Origin of the sequence: Vibrio sp. V04_P4A5T148, from assembly GCF_963875605.1 — a bacterium.
GTDB lineage: Bacteria > Pseudomonadota > Gammaproteobacteria > Enterobacterales > Vibrionaceae > Vibrio > Vibrio anguillarum.
Genome location: NZ_CAWNMS010000091.1, coordinates 48,900 through 66,690 on the forward strand (window position 1 = coordinate 48,900; position 17,791 = coordinate 66,690).

The following is a 17,791-nucleotide window of genomic DNA, read 5'->3' on the forward strand; positions in this document are numbered from 1 at the left end:
ATCTCATCTTTACCGCAACACAATCACCGACCCAGCCTGTTTATTGAGTAAGTGCTATTTCCAAAATAAATTGATATTACGACTTTGAGTATTAATGAGTGTATCTACGCAAGCATAGACAAATATGCGCAGCTAACACAGCAGCCAATCTAATCAAGAAGGGAGATACAGCTTGATTGCAGGCCGGCGGAAAGTGAGTTCATCTCCACACACCTGAATAAGCTTTGTGATTAGGGTGACTGAATGTCGCTAACATCGCTGCAGCTTCAAGTGGGAAAGTTATCACTATTTATCAGGGGCGGTATTACTCGTTATCATCAACAAATTGGGTTGGCGATAAACCGAAGTGATGTTTAAATCTTTGGCTGAAATAAGACGGATCATTAAACCCACAATCAAAAGCGACTTGGGCGACTTTTCCTCCTGCGAGCAAATATTGGCACGCTTTCTCTAAGCGGATCTCATTTAGATACTCTTTGAATGTTTTATTGGTGATCGCTTTAAAACGACGCTGCAAACTACGCTCCGATACGAAGAGTGATTTGGCCGCACTAGAGGTACTAAATTCAGGATCTGAATAGTAATTGTGTACCAATTTTTCTACTTTTTTAAGCCACTCTTTTTCCGTTACATCAATAAACTTGTCCTCTGAATGCTCCTCTACGACGATCATTTCAGGTGCATCACTCACAAGCTCAACTGATGGCCAAGAAAGCTCAACTAAATTTCGTTCTGGCGATGAAAAAATATGTATTTCCCCACCACTGCGCTGTACTAACAGTTGCATTTCCTCTAGTTCAAAACCAGAGATACGCTTATCACTATTGATAGACTGTACCTGATCGCCACAGTCAATCATCACAATAAACAGTCTTTTCTCCCTTTCATAACAATGAATTTGTAGCTCTTGATTTCTGTAAAGACGTTTTACCGCATCAGACAGTAGCGTATTGAAAATGATGTCTAGGTTAAAATGGGCAGATTCAATATAAGCTTGTTTAAGCTCATTGTTCACCGCCAACGAAATATTCGCTTTCGCGAACTCTTCACGCCATCCGTCCACACAAGAGTTCAAGATGATCGATAGGTCGTAGAGCAACTGAGTCGCTGTTTTATCATTTCTTACATTACGAAGTAACGCCAGTTCACGTTTTACTTTTAAAGCTAAAGACTCAAGTCGCGCGAGTTGATGTAGTTGGGAGCGATAAATCAGCTGATTTAATGTAGGTGTAATAGAATCTAACATCTGTTCAACAACGATATGGCGAATTTGTAATTGCTTGCGCAACTGCTGGTTATTAGTCAAAACAATTTTGCTTTGATGCCGTAGTTGATCCGTTTTCAAGGCCACCTGAGCTTTTAACTTTCGGTTTACTTTGGTAACCCAACGAGAACGCCACCATGAAGCAAAAGCAATAAGGCCTATAGAAAGGCAAAGGTAAAGAACAATAGCCCATGAAGACCAATACCACGGGTTATCCACAATAAATGATAGACTGTTTATCATACTGTTTTGCGGATTTGGACTGTAATTTCTCACCAGCAAACGATAGTGTCCAGGTAACAGGTGATCAAGTGTCAACTGAGCACTTTCTAATCTCTGCCACTCCTTATCCCCTGCTATACGATACTCCAATGATAAGGCTCTCGATTCTGGCAATGCACCAAACAAAAAGCTTATCGAACTTCCATATTCCAGTTCTAGTGTCTGAAAACGACCACGACCGAACATGACAGGAATGTGATCGACATTCACTTGGCTAAAGATAATATTGGTATTAGGAGGGGTAGCAACCGTGAGTTCAGAGGACCATGCTGTCACTAAGCCAAAACGGGAACCTAGCAGCAACTGCTGTTGGTTATTGATAATACTTGATTCGCAAACTCCACTTTTAAATTCATTATTCATCAATCCGTGTGGATCACCAAAATGCTTTACCATCTCACCCATAGGATTATAGAGCGAGATTCCTTGTGAGGAAGTCAGCCAAATACCGTTGCCCGTTTCAGTTAAACATTTGGGGCTAATATTCTCTTCAACCATATCAATAGATCGAATATCACTACGATCATGTGCCAAAACAAAGACGCCATAAGCACTAGCAAACCAAACATCGCCCTTGCTACTCTCAAATATATCAATGCTTTGTCCATAATGACTAGTCGCTCGGAGAAAAACAATTTTGCCTTTGTCAAAAAGATAAACACCATGGTCAGTGCCGATAAATACCCCTCGCCGAGTTGACTTAAGTTTTATTATTTTTGCAGGTAAAAATGCATCAACAAACCATTCAGAACCGAAATCGGTTAGCGAGTTATCGGCCAACTGATATGACCACAAATGGTTACCTGTTGCTCCCCACAACAGTCCTTCATGATCAAATTCAAGATGTTTAGTATCATTCGAACGCAGCTTCAGAGGTAAAACGCTCGTTTCTATCATCTTTTTTGTCTGCAAGTGATAAATAACGATGCCTGTATGTGTAGCTATCCATAGAGAATGATCATCTATTTGAGCGACATCATGCACTTCTCCAGAGAAAATAAGTTTAGGCTCTTGCCAATCTTCAGCATCGACTTGGTACAACCCTTGTCGAGTTAAAAACAAATACCCGTTGTTATCTGACCTTGTTACAATTTTTGTCATGGGATTATTGGTGAGCGGTGCAATGGAATGACGCTTAAATTTTTGTCCAAACAGAGAAAAGTAACGAACACCTTTATCCGTTGCGATCCAAATCCCACCTTGTAAGTCATTGACCAATGAATAAATTTTATTGCCTGGTAACCCATTATTGTCTTGGTCATTACTTTCTAACTTGACGGTTTTACCTGTCAAAAACGAATGAACAAATAATCCATCTTCAGTACCAATCCAATACTCTTGATCTGTCTCAGCAACAGATAATACATGGGAATCTCCAACCAACTTTTGTTGGCGCTTTGGGTCCTCGACATCAATAATCAGCCCACCATTGAGCATTCCAATCACAAGCTCTCTACGTTTCTCGGAAAAATAGAGTTTCTCAATGAAGTTTTTACCAGAGCTGAGCACGTGAGAAAAACTCTCTCCATCTGACAGATAGACTCCAGCATTAGTGGCTAATACCCATTTAGAAAGCACAAACTTCGCATCATTAACGATCAATCGACTAGCTTGATTTAATTGATACATTTCTTTAAAAGAATAAGTAACTAACTTGTGGGTTTGCGCATGGTATGTATAAAAGTGCGTCTCATCGGCTAACCAGATGAAATTACCTGACGAACCTATTTTTTTTATGATGATTCCAGGCGTTAAGCTAAATACTAATTCGCGATCTTGTGCGGGATAAGTTCGATAAAGTTCATTATCAATGAACGTCCAAAAAGCGTTATTAAGATAGGTAATATTTTCGCTCTCTTGTGAAAGCACTGAGCCACGCCGGGGAAGGATGTTTTGCCCATCAAAGAAAACCACTTTGCCATGCACATCGTGTATCCAAATTCCCCCTTCTTCACCTAGAAACAAATTTTGTGCGGCAAAAATTTTCCCTTGAGCCTGAGCTGGCAATGGATAGAAGATGGAAGGTGCTTTGTCTAGAGCTTGTGTCCCCTGCGCTAATAAAAGCGTCAGAAAACCCAAGATCCAGAGCAAAGGTTTAAAATAGTCGTTCTTTCCTTTCAACAGACAGAGCCTCAATCAATAGCACGCCAAATTGCAAACTGTTTTTTCGTGGCGATAATTATCAAAACATTCTAACCAAAGATAAGGCTTTTTGAAGCTAAGAAAGCGACAATCTGTGAATCTTTATCCTAGATTTCAGTGCAGATCGTACAACATACAATACAGCGTACATCTATTGAGACAAACAAGTGTAAAAGTTGTTGCTCAGCTGATTTAACAGCTCAAAATAGCTGCCACTTTTCACTTTGATATCTGCGCCTAATGGATCAAGTACTCCCGTTTTAACCTTAGTGCCACGAGTCACAGTATCAATCACCGCCGGGGTAAACTGAGGTTCTGAAAACACGCATTTCGCTTCATTATTAATGATTGAATTTTTAATGGTGATTAGGGTTTTAGCACCCGGCTTTCTGTCAGGACTAACGGTAAAATGGCCGAGGTTATTCAAATGGTATTGCTGTTCAAAATAGCCGTATGCATCATGAAAAACATAATATCCTTTATCACTAATTTTGCTCATCTTCTGCATGATTGCTTGATGGGTCGAATCTAATTGAGCTAAAAAGCGGACTAAGTTTACTTTATACTGCTCGGCATTAGCGCTATCACTTTTCACTAAACTTGCGGTAATCGCCGCTGCCACTTGCTTGGCTTGATCTGTTCCAAGCCAAAAATGTGGGTCATACATACCATGGTGATGCCCATCATGATCGTGTTGTTCGCCACTGAGCTCTCTCAGTGTCAGGCCATCAATTTGGCTGATGGTCAAAACGTTGTGGTGACTCGCTAATGTCTTACTTAAGAATGGCTCAAGGTCTTTTCCATACCAAATCACTAAATCCGCCGCTCTGACTTTTTTAACATCAGAAGGGCGCAACGCATAGTCATGCGGTGAGGTATTTGCCCCCAGTAGTACTTCTGGTTCATTCACATCGAGAGTCAATTCATATGTAATCATCTGAATCGGCTTGATGCTGGTCAAAATGACCGTAGACCACGCCAAAGGCGATAATGTTATTAAGCAAAGAAGGATCATAATCTGACGCAACATGATGGTTTTTCCATTCGGTATATAGCGTTAAAGGGAACGAAATGTTACATTATAACACTTCCGAATTGCAAATAAGTTCCATTCATGTCCAACTTAATTCAGCTGCAAGGCATTTGTGTCGAATTCAACAACCGCCGTGTTTTGGACAATGTCAGTATCAACCTAGAAAAAGGGAAGATTACCACACTGATAGGTCCTAATGGTGCGGGCAAGTCGACGCTCGTTAAAGTATTGCTCGGGCTACAGCCCGTCCATAGCGGAACGATGACGCGCGTAAAAAACCTTAAAATTGGTTATGTTCCTCAAAAGTTAAAACTTAATGACGCGTTACCACTCCCCGTTAAACGATTTTTAAGTTTGGCCGGACGTTTTAGTCAACAAGAGTTGCTAGACGCACTCAGACTAGTCGGGGCCGAGCATCTTCTTGATTATGATATGCATAAGCTGTCCGGTGGTGAAACACAACGGATTCTTATCGCCCGTGCATTGCTACAGCGCCCAGATATTCTAATTCTTGATGAACCAGCTCAAGGTGTTGACGTGCAAGGGCAAATTGATCTGTATGATCTTATCGATGCCATACGACATCGTTTCGGCTGTGGTGTCTTCATGGTCTCTCACGATTTGCATCTGGTGATGGCAAAAACGGATGATGTTATCTGTCTTCATCACCATGTTTGCTGTTTCGGTTCACCTGCAACGATTACTCAACACCCAAGCTATATCGCTTTATTTGGTACGCGCAATCGCGAAGCCTTAGCTTTTTACCATCACAAACATCAGCATCATCACGACTTAGCAGGCCAACCTGTGAAAGGAGATGCAACTTGCTGTTCAAATCATTCACACGGTCACCATCATGATTGAATTTCTTCTTCCATCAATATTAGCAGGCCTTGGTATTGCCGTTATCGCAGGTCCCCTTGGGTCATTCGTGGTTTGGCGAAAAATGGCTTATTTTGGCGATACCCTCGCACACGCCTCGCTGATGGGATTGGCGCTAGGCTTTTTGCTTGATATCAACCTTTATCTTGCGTTGCTCGTTTGCTGTCTTGGGCTTGCAATCATTTTGGTTACTATGCAGAAACAGCAGCTTGTGGCGACAGACACTTTGCTCGGCATTCTCGCTCACAGCTCGTTATCCATTGGTCTCATTGCAGTAAGCTTCCTTGATAACGTTCGCATCGATTTAATGAGCTATCTCTTTGGCGATTTATTGGCAGTGAACTTTACCGATTTAGCCTTCATTTGGGGGGGAGCGATTGCAGTAAGTGCACTGCTATTTCTTTTTTGGCGGCCATTACTTTCAACTACAGTGAACGAAGAGCTTGCGTTTGTTGAGGGTATCAACGTTGATTTAATGCGTTTGCTGCTAATGCTATTAATTGGGGTGGTGATTGCACTAGGAATGAAATTTGTTGGTGCTCTGATTATGACATCGCTGCTGATTATTCCCGCGGCGACCGCTAGACGACTCACAAAAACCCCAGAGCAGATGGCAATATTGGCTTCTTTGGTCGGCGCTTTAGCTGTGCTGGGCGGGCTAATCCTCTCGTGGCATTTTGACACACCTGCAGGCCCTTCGGTTGTCGTGACGGCTACAACGATGTTTATGTGCAGTCAACTTGTAAAACGCTAGTATCAAAACCTATTGAATCTAAAGTAAAAACCCCGAAACAAGGTTCGGGGTTTGTCTTCAAACTGAGGGAGGCGTGATTACCAACCCGTCACTTCACGCAATGCTTTTCCGATATCAGCAAGGCTTTTGACGGTTTTCACACCCGCGGCTTCAAGCGCTGCAAATTTCTCATCAGCTGTCCCTTTGCCACCAGAAATGATAGCGCCAGCATGGCCCATCCGTTTACCCGGAGGCGCAGTCACACCAGCAATATAAGACACCACCGGTTTCGTGACATTCTCTTTAATGAATGCAGCGGCTTCTTCTTCGGCTGTACCACCGATCTCGCCAATCATCACAATCGCTTCTGTTTCAGGATCGTCTTGGAATAGTTTCAAGATATCAATAAAGTTAGAGCCCGGGATTGGGTCACCGCCGATACCAACACACGTTGACTGACCAAAGCCTTCATCTGTTGTTTGCTTAACGGCTTCATAAGTTAGCGTTCCTGAACGAGAAACAATACCCACTTTTCCTTTCTTATGAATGTGGCCTGGCATGATGCCGATCTTACACGCATCCGGTGTAATCACACCCGGACAGTTCGGGCCAATCATACGCACACCAGTCTCTTCGAGCTTCACTTTTACGTCAATCATATCGGTAGTCGGTATACCTTCAGTGATCGTCACAATAAGTTCAATACCAGCGTCAATTGCTTCTAAAATAGCGTCTTTACAAAATGGTGCAGGTACATAAATAACGGTTGCCGTTGCACCCGTTGCTTTCACTGCGTCACGCACCGTATTAAATACAGGCAGACCAAGGTGAGTTTGACCACCTTTACCCGGGGAAACCCCACCGACCATTTGTGTACCGTAGGCAATCGCCTGTTCGGAGTGGAAAGTTCCCTGGCCACCAGTGAAACCTTGGCAGATTACTTTGGTGTCTTTATTAATAAGTACCGACATTATTTACCCTCCGCCGCAGCAACAACTTTCTGAGCTGCGTCCGTTAACGACTCAGCTGCAATGATATCAAGACCAGAATTTGCAAGTACTCCGCGTCCTAATTCCGCATTTGTACCTTCCAAACGCACGACTACGGGAACCGTTACACCAACTTCTTTCACCGCACCGATAATGCCTTCTGCAATCATATCGCAACGTACGATACCACCGAAAATATTAACCAATACGGCTTTCACGTTGTCATCAGACAAAATGATTTTGAACGCTTCAGCAACACGCTCTTTGGTTGCGCCACCACCAACATCAAGGAAGTTTGCAGGTTTTCCGCCATGAAGGTTAACAATATCCATAGTGCCCATTGCAAGGCCAGCACCGTTCACCATGCAGCCAACATTACCATCAAGAGCAACATAGTTCAGTTCCCACTGAGCAGCATGAGCTTCGCGCTCATCTTCTTGTGAGAGATCGTGCATTTCGCGAAGTTTAGGTTGACGATAAAGTGCGTTTGAGTCGATGTTGATCTTGCCATCAAGGCACAACAAGTTCCCTTCAGCGGTGACAACTAATGGGTTGATTTCTAGCAGTGCAAGATCATACTGGGTAAACATAGCGCCAAGACCTAGAAAGATCTTCACAAATTGCTTAATTTGGTCACCTTCCAAGCCAAGTTTGAAAGCAAGTTCTCGGCCTTGGTAGGCTTGCGGACCAACCAAAGGATCAATCGCGGCTTTATGAATCAGCTCAGGAGTCTCCTCCGCTACTTTTTCAATTTCCACGCCGCCTTCTGTTGAGGCCATGAACACGACACGACGAGTCGCACGATCGACGACTGCGCCTAAGTAAAGCTCATTCGCGATATTAGAGGCTTCTTCAACCAAAATTTTTGATACTGGCTGGCCATTTGCGTCCGTTTGATAAGTAACCAGATGTTTACCTAGCCATTTTTGAGCAAACTCTTTGACACCATCTTTAGTGTCGTGCAACTCAACGCCACCCGCTTTACCGCGACCACCTGCATGCACTTGACACTTAACAACTTTCTTCGCTGTGCTAATCCGACCCGCCGCTTCAAAAGCTTCTTGTGGAGTATCACAGGCATAACCTTCCGGTACAGGCAAACCGAATTCTGCAAACAGCTGTTTGGCTTGATATTCATGCAAATTCATTATGTTCTTCCGTTTGTTTATCCCTTAGGGGATTTATTATTTCCATAAAGCGGCAGCTATGCTGCGCCATATATCTGTAGGGTGCTTCTCAAATTAAGCGGCTGCAATTTATCCAAGAGGATAGCTTGTAGCCTTTTGCTTAAATGAAGGCTAGACGTGAGCCTGCCTAGCCTTAAATTCACTGAACAACGTTCAGTGAGGTTACACGTCCAGTAGCAGACGTGCTGGATCTTCAAGTAGCTCTTTTACTGTAACAAGGAAACCAACTGACTCACGGCCATCCACCAAACGGTGGTCATAAGAAAGTGCTAGGTACATCATTGGTAAAATTTCCACTTTGCCATCCACAGCCATTGGGCGGTCTTGGATTTTGTGCATACCCAATATGGCCGCTTGCGGCGGATTAATGATCGGTGTTGACATTAACGATCCAAACACACCGCCATTCGTAATCGTGAAATTACCGCCAGTCAGTTCTTCAACCGTCAATTTGCCATCTCTTCCTTTGAGTGCAAGCTCTTTGATGCCCTTCTCAATTTCGGCAAGGCTTAGCGTATCGCAATCTTTAAGAACCGGAGTCACTAAGCCACGAGGCGTTGAAACTGCCATGCTAATATCAAAATAGCTGTGATACACAATATCTTGGCCATCAATAGATGCATTCACTTCTGGGTAACGTTTTAACGCTTCTGTTACCGCTTTCACGTAGAAAGACATAAAGCCTAAACGAATACCGTGTTTCTCTTCAAACAGACCTTGATATTGCTTACGAAGATCCATGATAGGCTTCATGTTAACTTCATTAAACGTCGTCAACATCGCCGTGCTATTTTTTGCCTCAAGCAGACGCTCCGCAACACGTTTACGCAAACGCGTCATCGGGACACGTTTTTCACTGCGCGCCATCGCAACGACAGGCTCAGGTTGACTTGGAGCAACTGCTGACGCTGATTTTGCGGCTGCTAGATGAGCATCAATATCTTCACGCGTGATACGTCCACCCACACCAGAGCCTTTCACTTGGCTTGCTTCCAAACCATGCTCGGCGAGTAAACGGCGTACCGCAGGGCTAAGCGCATCATTCGTTTCGTCTGTCAGTGTGGCTTTGTGGCGTTTATCAGGAGACGGCTCTGTATCGTTGGTGGTATCTTTCGTCGGTTCACCTGCAACGGCACCGGGTTTCAATTTCGCCAATAACTGTTTCGAAAGCACCGTCGCACCTTCTTGCTCGATAATGGCTTCGAGAACACCCGCCTCAGGCGCTGGCACTTCAAGAATTACTTTATCAGTTTCAATCTCAACGAGTACTTCATCACGAGCGACGGCTTCACCTGGCTTTTTATGCCATGTCGCGACTGTTGCATCAGCCACTGATTCAGGTAGATCTGGAACCAGAATTTCAATTGTCATAATCTGTGTCTTCCTTTTACTTCTAGTTCGTTAAGCTAGGGTCAGAGCGTCTTCAACCAACGCTTTTTGTTGTTTCAAGTGTACCGACATATAACCAACGGCTGGTGATGCTGATGCAGGGCGACCTGCGTATTTCAGATCAGCACCGACTGGAATGGCAGAACGGAAGTTGTGTTGGCTACTGTACCAAGCACCTTGGTTTTGAGGCTCTTCTTGGCACCATACATAGTCAACAACATTAGTGTATTGAGCGATAACCGCTTCCACTTCTTCTTTCGGGAATGGATATAGCTGTTCAATACGGACGATAGCAACATCACCTTGTTCGTTATTGCGGCGCTGTTCAAGCAGGTCGTAGTAAACCTTACCAGAGCAGAACACAACACGTTTGACGTTCGCTGGGTTGAGATCGTCAACTTCGCCGATAGCCGGCAAAAACGATCCGTCAGCCAAGTCTTCCAGTGTTGATATACATAGTGGGTGACGCAGCAACGATTTTGGTGACATAACGATCAATGGTCGGCGCATTGGACGAACAACCTGACGACGCAGCATGTGGTATACCTGCGCTGGCGTAGAGGGAACCACCACTTGCATGTTTTGTTCGGCGCACAGTTGCAAATAACGCTCTAGGCGTGCTGATGAGTGCTCCGGGCCTTGCCCTTCATAACCATGAGGTAGCAGCATGGTTAAACCACACAAACGCGCCCATTTTTGTTCACCGGAAGAGATGAACTGGTCAATCACGACTTGAGCTCCATTGGCGAAATCACCAAACTGAGCTTCCCAAATCGTCAAACCACTCGGCTCCGCTGTCGCGTAGCCATATTCAAAAGCTAGCACTGCTTCTTCCGACAAAACCGAATCCAATACTTCAAAAGGACCCTGTTTATCATGGATATTCGCCAATGGAATATAGGTACTTGCGTCACTTTGGTTATGCAATACCGAGTGACGGTGGAAGAAGGTTCCACGCCCAGAGTCTTGCCCCGAAATGCGGATTCGCTTTCCATCATCAACTAAGGTTGCATAAGCCAGCGTTTCAGCCATACCCCAATCGAGAAGCTTCTCTCCATTAACCATCGCTTGTCGGTCGGTATAGATTTTATCCACACGACTTTGCAGTTTATGGCTTTCTGGATACTGACAAATTCGGTTACCCAGCTCTTTTAAACGCTCAAGGTCAACTTTATTATTCCATGCCATATCCCATTCATGGCCAATATACGGTGACCAATCAACAGAATGCAGTGCCATTGGACGCCACTCTTTCACCACGACTTCACCATGGTCCAGAGCATCACGATATTCGTTGACTAACTGTGTGGCAATCTCGATATCAAACTCACCACGCTCTATCAAAACATCGGCATAAAGCTTACGCGGCGTAGGATGCTTTTTGATCTTTTGATACATCAGCGGTTGAGTTGCGTTTGGCTCGTCGGCTTCGTTATGGCCGTGACGGCGATAACAAACCAGATCAATGACGACATCACGCTTAAATTCATTACGATAATCGAGCGCAATGCGGGTGACGAAAGCAACTGCTTCTGGATCATCAGAATTGACGTGGAAAATGGGTGCCTGAACCATCTTAGCGATGTCAGTACAATACATAGTCGAGCGTGTATCACGAGGGTTTGACGTGGTAAAACCAACTTGGTTGTTAATAACAATACGTACCGTCCCTCCCACGCAATAGCCACGCGCTTGAGACATGTTAAATGTCTCGGCAACGACACCTTGGCCAGCGATAGCAGAGTCACCATGAATCGAAATAGGTAGCACTGTCGAACCGTCTTCATCTCCCAATCGATCTTGTCGAGCACGAACTGAACCAATTACGACTGGGTTAACAATTTCAAGATGCGAAGGGTTAAATGCTAAGGCTAGATGCACATCACCGCCGGGTGTCGCAAAGTCAGCAGAGAAACCTTGGTGATATTTAACATCACCCGTTCCCCAGCTTTCACCATGCTTACCCGCAAACTCGTCGAACAGATCTTGAGGTTTTTTACCCAAGACGTTGACGAGCATGTTAAGACGACCACGGTGCGCCATACCAATCACAACTTCACGCATACCTGTGCTACCAGCATGACGGATCAACTCTTTCATCATTGGGATGAGCGCGTCACCACCTTCCAAAGAAAAACGCTTAGCACCGGGGAATTTCGCGCCTAAATAACGCTCAAGGCCTTCTGCGGCTGTCAATTCTTCGAGGAAAATTCGTTTTTCTTCTTTGCTGAAAGAAGGTTGACCAACGACTGATTCAAGACGTTGTTGTATCCAACGCTTTTGTTCAGTGTCGATAATGTGCATGTATTCTGCACCGATGGAACCGCAATAGGTTTTGTTGAGGGCTTGATAAATGTCTTTCAATTTCATTGTCTCTTGCCCGATAGCAAAAGAGCCGACATTGAAAGTTTCTTCGAAGTCACCTTCGTTAAGATTGTGGAACGCTGGGTCTAATTCTGCCACTAATGGGCGTTGCCATAAACCTAGGGGGTCGAGTTGAGCCGCTTCATGACCGCGAAAACGGTAAGCATTAATCAGCTGCAAGACTCTTACTTGCTTAGCATCGACATCTGGATCACTAACTTGGACATTGTAATGCTTTGTTTCTTTCGCGAGTCGTCGGAAGTAGTCACGGACACGTGAATGTGGCTGTTCAACCACATTGTCAGCTTGCGCAGGCAAGCCATCAAAAACACGTTTCCACTCCTCACTTACCAGATCAGGATCACTTAGATACAGTTCGTAGAGGTCCTCTACGTAAGTTGCATTGGCGCCAGCCAAGTGTGAAGACTCGAGCCATGCCTTCATCACGCCGTTGTGCATATTTTCCCTTAACCAGTAGTTTTCACGTTTGCTTCGGTCTATGCCGAGCTATAAAAGGCAGGTCCGAAGACCTGCAATTTTTATTCATTTTAAACCGAACGGTTCACAAGCATTGATTTGATATGTCCAATGGCTTTCGTCGGATTTAATCCCTTAGGACAAACACTTACACAATTCATGATGCCATGGCAACGAAAAACGCTAAAAGCATCATCAAGATTAGATAAACGTTCATCTGTTGCAGTATCTCGGCTGTCAATTAGCCAACGATAAGCCGCCAACAAACCTGCTGGGCCGATAAACTTATCCGGGTTCCACCAGAAAGAAGGGCATGAAGTTGTGCAGCAAGCGCACATAATGCACTCATATAAACCGTCTAAATGCGCTCGCTCTTCTGGTGATTGCAAGTTCTCACGAGCCGGAGGCAAGTTTCCGTCAGTCACAAGATAAGGTTTAACCTTCTCGTAATTTTCATAAAACTGGGCCATATCGACAATTAAATCACGGACGACTGGTAGCCCAGGCAGAGGTCGAATAACGATCGTGCCTTTGGCCAAAAGCGCGGATAATGGAGTGATACACGCTAATCCATTTTTACCGTTCATGTTCAAACCGTCAGATCCACACACCCCTTCACGGCACGAGCGACGAAAAGCAATGGTGGGATCTTGCTCTTTCAGCAAAATGAGTGCATCCAACAACATCATGTCAGAGCCCTCTTCGACTTCAAGCAGATAATCCTTCATGTAAGGCTTTTGATCGACATCCGGATTATAGCGATACAAAGAGAATTTCAATTTCATAATAGTGCCTTCTCCTTAGTATGTGCGCGCTTTAGGCGGAAACGCTTCACGATAAATTGGTTCCATATTTACGCTACGCTTCGACATGCTTTCAGTCTCAGGGTTGTAAATTGAATGGCATAACCAATTAGCATCATCGCGTTCAGGATAGTCAAAGCGAGCGTGGGCTCCACGGCTTTCGGTACGATAATTTGCAGCAACCGCGGTAGCAAATGCTGTTTCCATCAAGTTTTCCAGCTCTAAACACTCGATCCGTTGAGTGTTGAACTCGGTTGACTTGTCTGAAAGATGTGCGTTCTTCAAACGTTCACGAATCACTTTAAGCTCTTCAAGACCTTTAGCCATCGCTTCACCTTCACGGAACACCGAGAAGTTATTTTGCATACAACGTTGCAGATCTTTACGAATTTGCGCGGGATCTTCACCACCTGTACTGTTTTCCCAGCGGTTGTAACGTTCTAGCGATTTTTCAATGTCCGCTTCTGTGGCAGGTTTTGCGTCCGCTTGCTTTTTCAACGTTTCGCCCAAATGCAAGCCTGTTGCTCGGCCAAAGACCACTAAATCCAGTAGAGAGTTACCACCCAAACGGTTCGCGCCATGCACCGATACTGATGCAATTTCACCACACGCAAACAAACCTTGAACTTCCACATCAGCGCCTTTAGCATCTTGCTTAATCGCCTGACCTGAAACTTGAGTCGGTACTCCTCCCATCATGTAGTGGCAGGTTGGGATCACTGGAATCGGTTCTTTAACTGGATCGACATGAGCAAACGTACGTGACAACTCACATACGCCCGGCAGACGAGATTCCAGAGTTTCTTTGCCAAGGTGATCCAGTTTAAGCTTGATGTGTGGACCCCATGGACCATCGCAACCACGACCTTCACGGATCTCAATCATCATTGAGCGGGCTACTACATCGCGACCAGCCAAATCCTTCGCGTTTGGTGCATAACGTTCCATGAAACGTTCGCCATCTTTATTTAAAAGATAACCACCTTCACCACGACACCCTTCCGTCACAAGAACGCCAGCACCAGCAATCCCTGTTGGGTGGAATTGCCACATTTCGATATCTTGCATCGGGACGCCAGCGCGGATAGCCATGCCCACGCCATCACCCGTATTGATGTGCGCGTTGGTGGTTGAAGCATAGATACGGCCAGCTCCGCCAGTCGCTAATACTGTGGCTTTAGATTTGAAATAACAAACTTCGCCTGTTTCCATACACAAGGCGGTACAGCCAAGTACTGCACCCTCTTCATTTTTCACTAAATCAAGTGCGTACCACTCAGAGAAAATAGTGGTCTTATATTTAATGTTTTGTTGATACAAGGTATGAAGTAGTGCGTGACCAGTACGGTCAGCGGCAGCAGCGGTTCGAGCCGCTTGTTCACCGCCAAAGTTTTTGGATTGCCCACCAAATGGGCGCTGATAAATGGTGCCATTGTCAAAACGAGAAAAAGGCAAACCCATTTTCTCTAGTTCAATCACCGACTCTGGACCATTCTTACACATGTACTCGATAGCATCCTGGTCACCAATATAGTCGGAGCCCTTCACCGTGTCATACATATGTTGTTCCCAGTGGTCCTCATGCGCGTTGCCTAACGCAACGGTAATACCACCTTGAGCCGAAACCGTGTGAGAACGTGTTGGAAAAACTTTAGAAAGCAGAGCACAGGATAAACCTTGCTCTGAAATTTGCAGTGCTGCACGCATGCCGGCACCACCAGCGCCGATCACTACGGCATCAAATTCACGAACTGGAATAGTCACTTACGCACCCCACAATACAAATAAGCCAGAGAAGAAGTATCCAAAGAGCACTGCGATAACGACCAATTGCAGGCCACCACGCAATTTAGAACACTTAATGTAATCCGTTAATACTTGCCATAAACCGATCCAACCATGGATAAGGACAGAGACTAACGCCAGCATTGTGAAGACTTTGGTAAAGGTTCCACCAAAAAACTGTGTCCATGAAACATAGGAGATATCACCAGAGAAAGCACAGAAGCTGACTAGGTAGATAGTATAAAGAGTCATAATGATCGCAGAAGCACGGATCAGCAGATAATCATGCACTCCGTTACGACCAAAAGAAGAAACATGTTTTACCATACCAATACTCCCGCTAAAACTGAAAGCACTGCTGTTGCGATGAAGGCGACTTTGGCACTCATAGCCCCTGACTCCAACTCTTCAAAGTGGCCCAGGTCCATCAGCAAATGGCGTATACCACCTGCAATGTGGTAAGACAGCGCTGTTAAAATTCCCCATAAAATAAATTTTGCGAAAAAGCCATTCACAATGTTGCTGGCTTCCATAAAACCTACCGGAGAACTTAACGAGAGGGAGAGTAACCACAGCAAAATTCCGACCGCAACGAACATCATCACCCCAGACACTCGGTGTAGGATGGATGCAATCGCACTGATCGGAAAGTGAATGGTCTGTAAATCTAAATTAACAGGTCTTGACTTTCTTTCTTTCACGGGCTTGCTCACTCAGCTCCATTGAGCATTTATAGTTATAAATGAATTTTGGTTGTAAAACCCACAAAAGTTAACATTATTTTAACATAAAAAGCCCGATATCGCGCAGTTAAATGTAATAATTACGTTAACAACAAAGACAGAATGCAATACTGAAATACAGTTTCTAGCCTTTTATTTATAAGGTGTTCACCAAAATTTTCAGTGCCACTATACGGCTCGCAACATTCTAATACAATTGATGTAACAATTTTTGCTACACAGAACAGATTTTTAACTTTATATGTATAAAAAATCAAAACAAGTGCACACATCAGACGAGAAAAATTGACTTTAATTAAGAACACACGTAAAAAAATGTCACACAAACATCCTGGACGGATTAAATAATAAACAAAGGAGATTGTTATGGCAGATAAGAAAGCGACCCTTCATATTGAAGGTAAAGCGCCAATCGAGCTGCCGATTATGGATGGGACTGTAGGCCCACAAGTAATCGACGTTCGTAAACTAGGAGCCAACGGATACTTCACTTTTGACCCTGGTTTTCTTGCCACTGCATCTTGTGAATCTCAAATCACTTATATCGATGGCGAAAAAGGGGTGTTACTGCACCGCGGCTTCCCTATTGATCAATTAGCCAATAACGCTGATTACTTGGAAGTTTGTTATATTCTTCTTTACGGTGAAGCCCCTAATCGTAAGCAATATGAAGAGTTTAAACATACAGTGACGCGTCACACTATGGTTCATGAGCAAATCGCAAGTTTCTTCCACGGTTTCCGCCGTGACGCTCACCCAATGGCTGTAATGTGTGGTGTGGTTGGAGCGCTTGCTGCGTTCTACCATGATTCACTTGATATTAATAATGATATACACCGAGAAATAGCGGCTTACCGCCTACTCTCAAAAATGCCAACATTGGCGGCGATGTGCTACAAGTATTCTGTCGGCCAACCATTTATCTACCCGCGTAATGACTTAAGCTATGCCGAGAACTTCCTACACATGATGTTTGCAACGCCGTGTGAAGAGTATGAAGTGAATCCTGTGGTTGCACGCGCGATGGATAAAATTTTCACACTGCATGCCGATCATGAACAAAACGCGTCAACCTCAACGGTTCGCCTTGCCGGTTCTTCTGGTGCTAACCCGTTTGCCTGTATTGCGGCTGGCATTGCCTCGTTGTGGGGGCCTGCTCATGGGGGTGCTAACGAAGCCTGTCTGCGTATGCTAGAAGAGATAGGCAACGTTGATAACATTCCTGAGTATGTCGTCAGAGCAAAAGATAAGGATGATCCATTCCGCTTGATGGGTTTTGGTCACCGAGTTTATAAAAACTACGACCCAAGAGCGACGGTAATGCGTGAGGCTTGCCATGAAGTGCTCAAAGAGCTGAATATTCAAGACCCACTGTTAGATGTGGCGATGGAACTTGAGCGCATCGCGCTTTCTGACGAATACTTTGTTGAGAAAAAACTCTACCCTAACGTGGATTTCTACTCAGGCATTATTCTGAAGGCTATCGGTATTCCAATCTCTATGTTTACCGTTATCTTCGCAATGTCTCGCACTATCGGTTGGATTGCCCACTGGAATGAAATGCACAGTGATCCAGATAATAAAATTGGCCGTCCTCGCCAACTTTACACTGGTCAAAAAATGCGTAACTTTAAACCGTTACACGAACGCGAATAGCAAACCCAGTCATAGTACTTAATAGAAAAGAGCGAGTTCCCACTCGCTCTTTTTTCATTTGA

At 44.6% G+C, this 17,791-nt stretch carries 13 protein-coding genes; 3 read left to right on the forward strand and 10 right to left on the reverse strand.

The genetic code is table 11. The features are described from left to right. Positions 1 to 304: 304 nt before the first annotated feature. Positions 305 to 3,667 (reverse strand): AraC family transcriptional regulator, encoded by a 3,363-nt coding sequence (locus AACT18_RS16570; protein WP_094144247.1) that lies wholly within the window; start codon positions 3,665 to 3,667, stop codon positions 305 to 307. 172 nt (positions 3,668 to 3,839) lie between these two features. Beyond that, positions 3,840 to 4,718, reverse strand: a complete 879-nt coding sequence (gene znuA / locus AACT18_RS16575) for a zinc ABC transporter substrate-binding protein ZnuA (protein WP_094125176.1) — start codon at positions 4,716 to 4,718, stop codon at positions 3,840 to 3,842. An 84-nt stretch (positions 4,719 to 4,802) separates the two neighbouring features. Here znuA and znuC point away from each other — a divergent pair, with 84 nt between their 5' ends. Together znuC and znuB are read left to right on the forward strand one after the other, a co-directional pair. Then, positions 4,803 to 5,585, forward strand: coding sequence for a zinc ABC transporter ATP-binding protein ZnuC (gene znuC / locus AACT18_RS16580; RefSeq protein WP_013856354.1), 783 nt, complete (start codon positions 4,803 to 4,805; stop codon positions 5,583 to 5,585). Then, positions 5,578 to 6,357, forward strand: a complete 780-nt coding sequence (znuB, locus tag AACT18_RS16585; protein ID WP_026027242.1) for a zinc ABC transporter permease subunit ZnuB — start codon at positions 5,578 to 5,580, stop codon at positions 6,355 to 6,357. The genes znuC and znuB overlap by 8 nt, the downstream gene beginning before the upstream one ends. A gap of 77 nt (positions 6,358 to 6,434) precedes the next feature. Here the strand turns inward: znuB and sucD are convergent, their stop codons facing one another. From sucD to sdhC, 8 genes are all read right to left on the reverse strand, one after another. After that, positions 6,435 to 7,307, reverse strand: a complete 873-nt coding sequence (gene sucD, locus AACT18_RS16590) for a succinate--CoA ligase subunit alpha (protein ID WP_013856352.1) — start codon at positions 7,305 to 7,307, stop codon at positions 6,435 to 6,437. Further along, complete coding sequence (gene sucC, locus AACT18_RS16595) at positions 7,307 to 8,473, reverse strand: ADP-forming succinate--CoA ligase subunit beta (protein ID WP_013856351.1); 1,167 nt, start codon at positions 8,471 to 8,473, stop codon at positions 7,307 to 7,309. Before sucC ends, sucD begins: the two co-directional genes overlap by 1 nt. A gap of 201 nt (positions 8,474 to 8,674) precedes the next feature. Beyond that, positions 8,675 to 9,883: a 2-oxoglutarate dehydrogenase complex dihydrolipoyllysine-residue succinyltransferase gene (gene odhB, locus AACT18_RS16600; protein ID WP_017042519.1), complete on the reverse strand. Its 1,209-nt coding sequence runs from the start codon at positions 9,881 to 9,883 to the stop codon at positions 8,675 to 8,677. Positions 9,884 to 9,913: 30 nt separating this feature from the next. Further along, complete coding sequence (sucA, locus tag AACT18_RS16605; protein WP_094125177.1) at positions 9,914 to 12,724, reverse strand: 2-oxoglutarate dehydrogenase E1 component; 2,811 nt, start codon at positions 12,722 to 12,724, stop codon at positions 9,914 to 9,916. Positions 12,725 to 12,813: 89 nt separating this feature from the next. Beyond that, positions 12,814 to 13,527: a succinate dehydrogenase iron-sulfur subunit gene (locus AACT18_RS16610; RefSeq protein ID WP_013856348.1), complete on the reverse strand. Its 714-nt coding sequence runs from the start codon at positions 13,525 to 13,527 to the stop codon at positions 12,814 to 12,816. A gap of 15 nt (positions 13,528 to 13,542) precedes the next feature. Next, positions 13,543 to 15,309 (reverse strand): succinate dehydrogenase flavoprotein subunit, encoded by a 1,767-nt coding sequence (gene sdhA, locus AACT18_RS16615; RefSeq protein ID WP_013856347.1) that lies wholly within the window; start codon positions 15,307 to 15,309, stop codon positions 13,543 to 13,545. After that, a complete protein-coding gene (gene sdhD / locus AACT18_RS16620; protein ID WP_010318675.1) occupies positions 15,310 to 15,657 on the reverse strand; it encodes a succinate dehydrogenase, hydrophobic membrane anchor protein in 348 nt (115 codons plus the stop codon). It lies immediately after the preceding gene. Further along, complete coding sequence (sdhC, locus tag AACT18_RS16625) at positions 15,651 to 16,043, reverse strand: succinate dehydrogenase cytochrome b556 subunit (protein WP_010318676.1); 393 nt, start codon at positions 16,041 to 16,043, stop codon at positions 15,651 to 15,653. The genes sdhD and sdhC overlap by 7 nt, the downstream gene beginning before the upstream one ends. 396 nt (positions 16,044 to 16,439) lie before the next feature. Here sdhC and AACT18_RS16630 point away from each other — a divergent pair, with 396 nt between their 5' ends. Beyond that, complete coding sequence (locus AACT18_RS16630) at positions 16,440 to 17,729, forward strand: citrate synthase (RefSeq protein ID WP_017042719.1); 1,290 nt, start codon at positions 16,440 to 16,442, stop codon at positions 17,727 to 17,729. Positions 17,730 to 17,791: the final 62 nt, after the last annotated feature.

Coding starts and splice junctions, on each gene's coding strand:
- znuA (WP_094125176.1), bottom strand. CDS start 4,718: ATGTTGCGTCAGATTATGATCCTTCTTTGCTTAATAACATTATCGCCT.
- znuC (WP_013856354.1), top strand. CDS start 4,803: ATGTCCAACTTAATTCAGCTGCAAGGCATTTGTGTCGAATTCAACAAC.
- znuB (WP_026027242.1), top strand. CDS start 5,578: ATGATTGAATTTCTTCTTCCATCAATATTAGCAGGCCTTGGTATTGCC.
- sucD (WP_013856352.1), bottom strand. CDS start 7,307: ATGTCGGTACTTATTAATAAAGACACCAAAGTAATCTGCCAAGGTTTC.
- sucC (WP_013856351.1), bottom strand. CDS start 8,473: ATGAATTTGCATGAATATCAAGCCAAACAGCTGTTTGCAGAATTCGGT.
- odhB (WP_017042519.1), bottom strand. CDS start 9,883: ATGACAATTGAAATTCTGGTTCCAGATCTACCTGAATCAGTGGCTGAT.
- sucA (WP_094125177.1), bottom strand. CDS start 12,724: ATGCACAACGGCGTGATGAAGGCATGGCTCGAGTCTTCACACTTGGCT.
- AACT18_RS16610 (WP_013856348.1), bottom strand. CDS start 13,527: ATGAAATTGAAATTCTCTTTGTATCGCTATAATCCGGATGTCGATCAA.
- sdhD (WP_010318675.1), bottom strand. CDS start 15,657: ATGGTAAAACATGTTTCTTCTTTTGGTCGTAACGGAGTGCATGATTAT.
- AACT18_RS16630 (WP_017042719.1), top strand. CDS start 16,440: ATGGCAGATAAGAAAGCGACCCTTCATATTGAAGGTAAAGCGCCAATC.